This window comes from Paenibacillus radicis (ex Xue et al. 2023) (assembly GCF_024722015.1).
In the GTDB taxonomy this organism is placed as follows: domain Bacteria; phylum Bacillota; class Bacilli; order Paenibacillales; family NBRC-103111; genus Paenibacillus_S.
The window spans coordinates 301970-308505 of record NZ_JANQBD010000008.1; the positions used below are offsets into that span (position 1 = coordinate 301970).

At 39.3% G+C, this 6536-nt stretch carries 7 protein-coding genes; all 7 read right to left on the reverse strand.

Going from position 1 to position 6536, the window contains the following annotated elements:
• Positions 1–208: 208 nt before the first annotated feature.
• The 7 genes from NV381_RS13475 to NV381_RS13505 all read right to left on the reverse strand — a co-directional run bounded on the left by NV381_RS13475 (position 209) and on the right by NV381_RS13505 (position 5747).
• Entirely contained in the window at positions 209–478 is a 270-nt protein-coding gene (locus NV381_RS13475) for a DUF1349 domain-containing protein (RefSeq protein ID WP_258213806.1), read from the reverse strand.
• Positions 444–806 (reverse strand): DUF1349 domain-containing protein, encoded by a 363-nt coding sequence (locus NV381_RS13480; protein ID WP_258213807.1) that lies wholly within the window; start codon positions 804–806, stop codon positions 444–446. Before NV381_RS13480 ends, NV381_RS13475 begins: the two co-directional genes overlap by 35 nt.
• 105 nt (positions 807–911) lie before the next feature.
• Complete coding sequence (locus NV381_RS13485; protein WP_258213808.1) at positions 912–1373, reverse strand: hypothetical protein; 462 nt, start codon at positions 1371–1373, stop codon at positions 912–914.
• A gap of 72 nt (positions 1374–1445) precedes the next feature.
• A complete protein-coding gene (locus tag NV381_RS13490; RefSeq protein WP_258213809.1) occupies positions 1446–1838 on the reverse strand; it encodes a RidA family protein in 393 nt (130 codons plus the stop codon).
• A gap of 111 nt (positions 1839–1949) precedes the next feature.
• Positions 1950–3320, reverse strand: a complete 1371-nt coding sequence (locus tag NV381_RS13495) for a flavin monoamine oxidase family protein (protein WP_258213810.1) — start codon at positions 3318–3320, stop codon at positions 1950–1952.
• An 886-nt stretch (positions 3321–4206) separates the two neighbouring features.
• Complete coding sequence (locus NV381_RS13500; RefSeq protein WP_258213811.1) at positions 4207–4704, reverse strand: nucleotidyltransferase domain-containing protein; 498 nt, start codon at positions 4702–4704, stop codon at positions 4207–4209.
• Positions 4705–4940: 236 nt separating this feature from the next.
• Complete coding sequence (locus NV381_RS13505) at positions 4941–5747, reverse strand: class I SAM-dependent methyltransferase (RefSeq protein ID WP_258213812.1); 807 nt, start codon at positions 5745–5747, stop codon at positions 4941–4943.
• Positions 5748–6536: the final 789 nt, after the last annotated feature.

Below are 6536 nucleotides of genomic sequence, written 5' to 3' on the forward strand. Positions count from 1 at the left end.
TTGTTATGAGTTTTGTATTCGGTTACACGAAAATATACTCTAAGAACTGTAATTAATCAAAGGGACGTTTTTAAGTTTATACAAGGGCATTTTTAAGATTTTTTGATGGCAAAACTCACACAATTTGAAGAATTAAAAAAACAGCCCAAATTCGACTGTTTTTCACTATAGTTTATTCAACTTGCAATCAACTTTTATTTTGTGCAGATTATACACTATACCGAATATTGTTTACCGTTTTATTAGTCAATGAAAAGTTGTGAAAGATTCGGTCTCCGCCTGTGCCTGTCGGTGATTGCGCTACAAATCCCACCTTGATTGTCTTATCGACTGGCAAGCTAAAGAATCTCATCATGTCAAACTTGACCCCATCTAACGAATAATGGAAAGAAAAATTGTTAGCTACTCTTGCTACTTGTAACCATACCGTATTTCCATTAATATTACATCCATTCCGAAGTATGATTCGTGACAACACTTACTACAGCATGCGTATCAAAGTCTGTCTTCTCAAAGCATGCTTTAGCCCATATTTGCAAATCTTGCATAACCATAATCGTTGCCGCATCATACGTGTCCTTGAATTCATGAGAAACCTGAACACACATAACAAAATCCCCAGTAACCTCCTTATAATAAAATGGAGCATTATAAAGATTTTCCGGTGAAATTCCTGTTTCGGAAACAGCACCATTATTACAGAAAAAATCGCTTGCTGCAGTTGCTTCAATAATTAATTTGCCTTCTTCATATTTGGCCTTGCTTTCATTAATCCACTTGAAGTTGTCAAATAATGATTTTTCCATTTGAATGGCTCCTTTGATTAATTTTCTACCATCGTTACTTCAGCAATAAATTACCGAAACATTCCCATTTCCTTTGTTGGTGTGAACTCTTTAATATAAGCTTTATTATGGCATCTTCATGGATCTCCATGGTGATCCAGATATATACTCGGTAATAAACCAACCCTCATCCTTCTTTTTAATAATAACTTCATCATAATAGATTTGCTCATTTCCATATCCATCGAGAGCTATAACAGCAACTGTCGCACTTCTTTTGTTTAACCCTCTCCAATTTATGCTTTTTAAAGAGTGTCCTTTTATTTCTCCATACCAATGTCTATCATTATCTAACAACCCATGTGCCAAGTTCGCTTTGCCCTCATTTGATAGGTTAGGATTTTGAGTGTATTTACTGAAATCTGTGTATTTGTACATTTTTGAATAATCTTTATCTATAAAATTACTGTAGAAACTATTTATGACCGGAACGACAAATTTACTATCGATACTTTTAGTCCAAAAAATTAAAACAATAGATGATACTATTAGTAAAATCAAAAATGAGCAGAGTAATTTTTTTCTCATATTTTCTAACCTCATTGTTGAATAAAATACCACTAAATTAGAAGGATAAAAATTTTCTCAAGACTCACAAAGTTATTCACCGCTTACAATAGCTTCTGCTTCTATCTCCACTAAAAGTCTTGAGTCAATCAGTGCTTTAACTTCAACCATAGTGGCAACAGGTTGAATATCTTTGAAAAACTCTCCATGGGCTTTCCCAATCTCTTCCCACTTTGATATATCCGTTACAAACATTCTTGTCCTAACAACATCTGTTAAATTCGCTCCAACTTTATGAAGTGCTTCTTCTATGGTTTTTATAATGTTTTTCGTTTGTTCGTAGGCACTCCCTATTCCAATAACTTCACCATCTTTCATAGCAGTTGTACCAGCAACTTCAACACGATTTCCTACACGAATGGCTCTACAATATCCAACAACTGGCTCCCATGGAGAACCTGTAAAAACTCTTGTTCTTTCGGTCAACTCAGAATCCCCTCTCCATAATGGATAAACTAATATTACCATATCCATGTGCAAATTTATTGAGTTTAACTATCTCCTCCACTATAGTTCTTCTTGCAAAAAAAATTTGTACTATATGCTTTTACTGGCAATAATTTGATTTACAGCTCGTAACGCAGAAGAGATCGCACCTTCAATCCAGCCGGGAAAAAGACTTGTATTATCGCCAGCAAAGTAAATTCTTCCTTGTTCGGCAGACAGTGTTGGGAGCATTCGAATCATCTGTTTCGGCTTATACCAAGCATACGCACCTCGGGAGTAAGGATTATGATCCCAAGAAAAGACCGTCCCACCTTCAAAATTATACGACAATTCAGGAAACACCTGTTTCATTTCTGATACAGCTGAATTAATATTACCAGCTCTAGATATCTCTCGCGCTGATTCACCAGAGGAGTACGAACAAATTAGCCCCCTCCTTGATGTCGTTTGAGTGAATGTAGCATCAAGCAACCATCCAATTTTCAGATCCGTATTTACTGTAGTAAAAGAACTTAGATTGTTCCAGAATCTAGTTCGGCTTTGTATGACGGTACGCGTAACGGAAGTAGAAAGTTGATTTTGAATGACATCATTTTTTTCTTTGCTAAGTGGTGGAGAAAAATGAATGGTACGCAGGACTGTAGAGGGAATGGCCACTATGACCCTATCACAACAGATAGTGAAAGCTTCGCCGGAATTATTATATTGGATCGTCACTCCTTTATTACTTTGTTCAATATGCGTCACAGCACATCCATAACTGATATTAGAGCCTATTGTAAGGGCAAGCTTTTTCGGTAATTGATCCATTCCACCTGCTATAGTCTGTGTACTTCTTTCGGAACTGGCCATTTTAAGGTCAAGCAGTCGCTGTAATGCAGATACTTTGCGAATACCATCACCTAACATCTGCATATATCCGATTTCAAACAGCTTAATCGCACCCGAAGATGCTCCTTGACCTTTAAGATATTCTTCCATTGTCATAGAATCGAGCTGTACCGCTTGTTTTGTTGGCCAGCCCGGCAAAAAAGGATTACCCGTCGCTTTAAGCCCCGGCTTGAGATACTTTTCCAACATCCCCGCATATCCTAAAATTCTTTCCTCAGCTGTAAGTGAAACAGGCCATAGTGCAGGTTCAGCAGTAGAATCTATTATTAATCTCCCGTCGATATATGACAAACTTCTATTGGGGACTGGTAAATTTATTAATTGAACCCCTGCTTGCTGGGCATAACTCAATGTGAGAAAATGATGCGCTCCAATGAAGGCAGCCCCCATTTCGCAAAACATTCCGTCGGCAAATTGATCCCGCATCGTGTAAATGCGACCACCCGGTTGACTATTTGCCTCTAATAAACGCACATTATATCCTTGTTTCATAAGCTCCAAAGTGCATACCAAACCCGCCATCCCTGCCCCAATAACTACAAGACGTTCAGGAAAACGACCTATTGCCATAAAATCCGATTCCTCCAAAGATTACTTATATATACATCATGCTTGTTTATAATCCTTTAGTTCCCAGGCTCTTTTTGTTATTCTATGCTGTTCGTTACTTCAATAAAACAATAGAGGAGCTGCCTGAAGCAAGCTCCTCCACTATCGTGTCCCGGGCCCCGTCGTGTCATATAATCCGGGTTTAAGCTCGCTTATTAGTTCTATGACAAATTTATCAGTTATATCTCATCTATTTGCCTTTTTTTATAAATTTTTCCAATATACTGAATAAAAATAACTGTTATTATCCATATAGCAACTCCAAAAATGCTAATTTTAAATTCATTTGTTCGGATAGTAAATAATTTTAAGACATCAATATCGATTAGGTACCCGATACATGTATACATCAATAAAACTGATATTGCTATTAAATAGTTTGCCTTCTTAGAGTTTATTATCATCATAGATCCTTCCCCCCCCCCAATATTATACAACAAAACCAGCTAAATGCGCCGCGCTGATCGAGGAGAACGAAAGTGGCTTCCGGGAGTGGCTCGATGCCCTACCTGAAGATCGATTGGACAATTCGATCGCTTTATCGTAGCCAGGCCGGAGCACCGTTCGAGACGTCCGCGCGAGACATTTTGATGCATGTCGCCTTACATGGCCAGTATCATCAACGCTGCACTCTGCGCGGGAGGGTTCGAGCCAGCAGTCATTGATTACATCCTATATGCGCGACTTGGTGGAACAGCGACTCTCGAAAATAAGTTGTAAACAGCTACTTTTTAGCTGCAGTCCCGGAAATGAAAATAAGTCTTAGACTGGGGCTGTTTTTATTGAAATAACGTTCTCCGTTTAGCCATACATGCTTCCTTCTGAGTTGCACCACAAAGAATCAAAGTTAATCCGTTCTTTCATGGTAGTTAAATATATTAGGATTGCTGATGTGTTTTAAAAGAGTTTCTGCTTGATCTTTTCGACCAAGCTTTTCATATGCTTGTGCCTCATATTCTAGTGTCAAAACTGGAAGTTCCAAATTAAAAACTCTGACGAGTTGCTTTATTTCATTAAGGTTAGGAACCTTTTCCCATTCGCCGTCAACAATCTTTTCAATGTCTCCAATGATCTCAACCGATATTCCATTGATAATTAATTCACCAAAATGTGAACGTATGAATCCACTTGATGAAAAACCGACATGTCTTCTCACGTGGTCCATAAACAATGACTCAATTTCATATGCCCCTTTTTTGTCTGTTTGTATATCTATGTCTTCTGGATCATAGTGCAATCCCTGTAAGGCAAAACTTGTACTTCCTGTGATTGCCCAATTAATATTACTCGTGGAAAGACGTTCGACCAAAAATTTAAGTACTGCTACAAAATCTGAATTGATCAATTAACCGCATCCTCTCAGGCAGCCCTTCATAGTAGCCTCTTTATTGCTTCTATGATACAAAATATTCCAATTAATTGCCGCTGTATATTTTGGAGTCAGTTAATGCTTATTTTGAAGGGCTACCAATCTTCATTAGTCCTATTAAATCAAGGTTCTTTCAAATGAGAGGTTTTAATCCGTTATATAGAACAAACGTTCCTCGCTAGCCTAACGATGAAAAGCCAACATCTCCATTGTCAATCTTTTCGACGGGCGACATGGAGAACAGCACCCCAGTGGCGGCGAACCGACTTTTCTGGACGACTATTAAGGCGAACTCGGATTTCGTTGAAGAGTTTGTCACGTTTCCATTCATCCATGAGTATGTGCCCAGAGAAGGTTTCGAGGAGTTTAATGTACTCGTCAACATGATAAATGTGCTCCCAATCAAAATGTCGTATGTGAACAACCTCAAACAGGCCGCTTTTCTCTATCTCATCTTTTTGCTCGTGAAGTTGCCCTGGTCGTGGCCAATCGTTGTTTTCTACCGATTTACCTTCGCCGATTTCATAGTAAACGGTTTGAATTTCACGGAAGAATGGGTCTCCATCGTCTGGAAAAACGTGATCTGCGTTCCAAAATGCAAGGTGTCCGCCGGGACGAAGGACCTGCCCTGCCTTAATATACCGAACTTCTGGGTTAACCCATTTCCAAGCGGTTGCAGCGAATACCAGATCAAACCCATTCTCTGCCTCCGATTGCCAGTCTTCGAAGCTCCCGTTGATTATGTCAACGTCCATTCCGACAAGGTTTTGACGGGCAATTGTAACGAGCTCAGCGCCAAGTTCTACGCACGTGATTTTAAATCCGCGCTTGGCTAACGGTAGGGTTGCCTTTCCTGTAGCACAACCCACTTCCAACAAATGATCACCTGGATTTAAATTTGCCGTATGGATTAAATCATCGAACATTTGGTCAGGGTAATCCGGACGCGCCTGCTGATAAATATTCGCGGCTTGTTCAAATGACTCGCGCAATTTTTTATTATTATTCTTCGAGTTCATAATACCCCCTTATTGGAAAACGTTGATTTTCCAGATACAAAGTGATTCCAATTGTAATTATGAGATCTTGCCCTTATAGGTTAAAAAACGGCAGCCGAGTTAATAGGCATTATAGGGAAATTTTTATTTTCCACCCCCGTGTCAGCCTCCTGTTCTCACATTAATTTCGATAAATCCCAACTAATTCCTCTTTAACAATGAATGTGTTGCAAAATGAAAATCGGATCAATTTTGTGTAGCAAGCTGACGACACAAAATTGATCCGATAAATACCTTTTGGGTTAAGAACTTCCCTAACCCTTTACCGAGCCGGCGGAAACCTGCATGAACGATTTGTTCGTAAAAATGTACACGACCAGCACTGCAACGAGCAATCATTCTCCTATTAAACATAAACAAACCTCCTTTAAAGGATACAATCCTTGTATTAGTTCCTTACTTATGTAACCCCGACAAACCCAGTACCTATTAACCTTGATGCTCTCTTGATTTTTTTGCTGATCACCCCTCCAGAATAAACTGTGCTGCAGAAGTCAAAGAAGTTTGAAGTTAAACATGCCTAACCATTGTTGCTTGGAACTGCAGAAGTCAAAATGAAATATCCGGCCTGTTACTAAACGGAAAAGGAGCAGCTGCCGAAGGCGATCTGCTCCCTGGGTTATTGAACTCCCTCAGTACGATTCTGTTTTCTCACGAATGCTCGCTTATTCGCAGGATTTCACCCTTGTCAGATTTTCGGAAAGATTGTAAGAGCAACCGAGTTGAGGACCGGGACAATATGAAGGCGCG

Coding starts and splice junctions, on each gene's coding strand:
- NV381_RS13485 (WP_258213808.1), bottom strand. CDS start 1,373: ATGAGAAAAAAATTACTCTGCTCATTTTTGATTTTACTAATAGTATCA.
- NV381_RS13505 (WP_258213812.1), bottom strand. CDS start 5,747: ATGAACTCGAAGAATAATAATAAAAAATTGCGCGAGTCATTTGAACAA.
- NV381_RS13495 (WP_258213810.1), bottom strand. CDS start 3,320: ATGGCAATAGGTCGTTTTCCTGAACGTCTTGTAGTTATTGGGGCAGGG.
- NV381_RS13480 (WP_258213807.1), bottom strand. CDS start 806: ATGGAAAAATCATTATTTGACAACTTCAAGTGGATTAATGAAAGCAAG.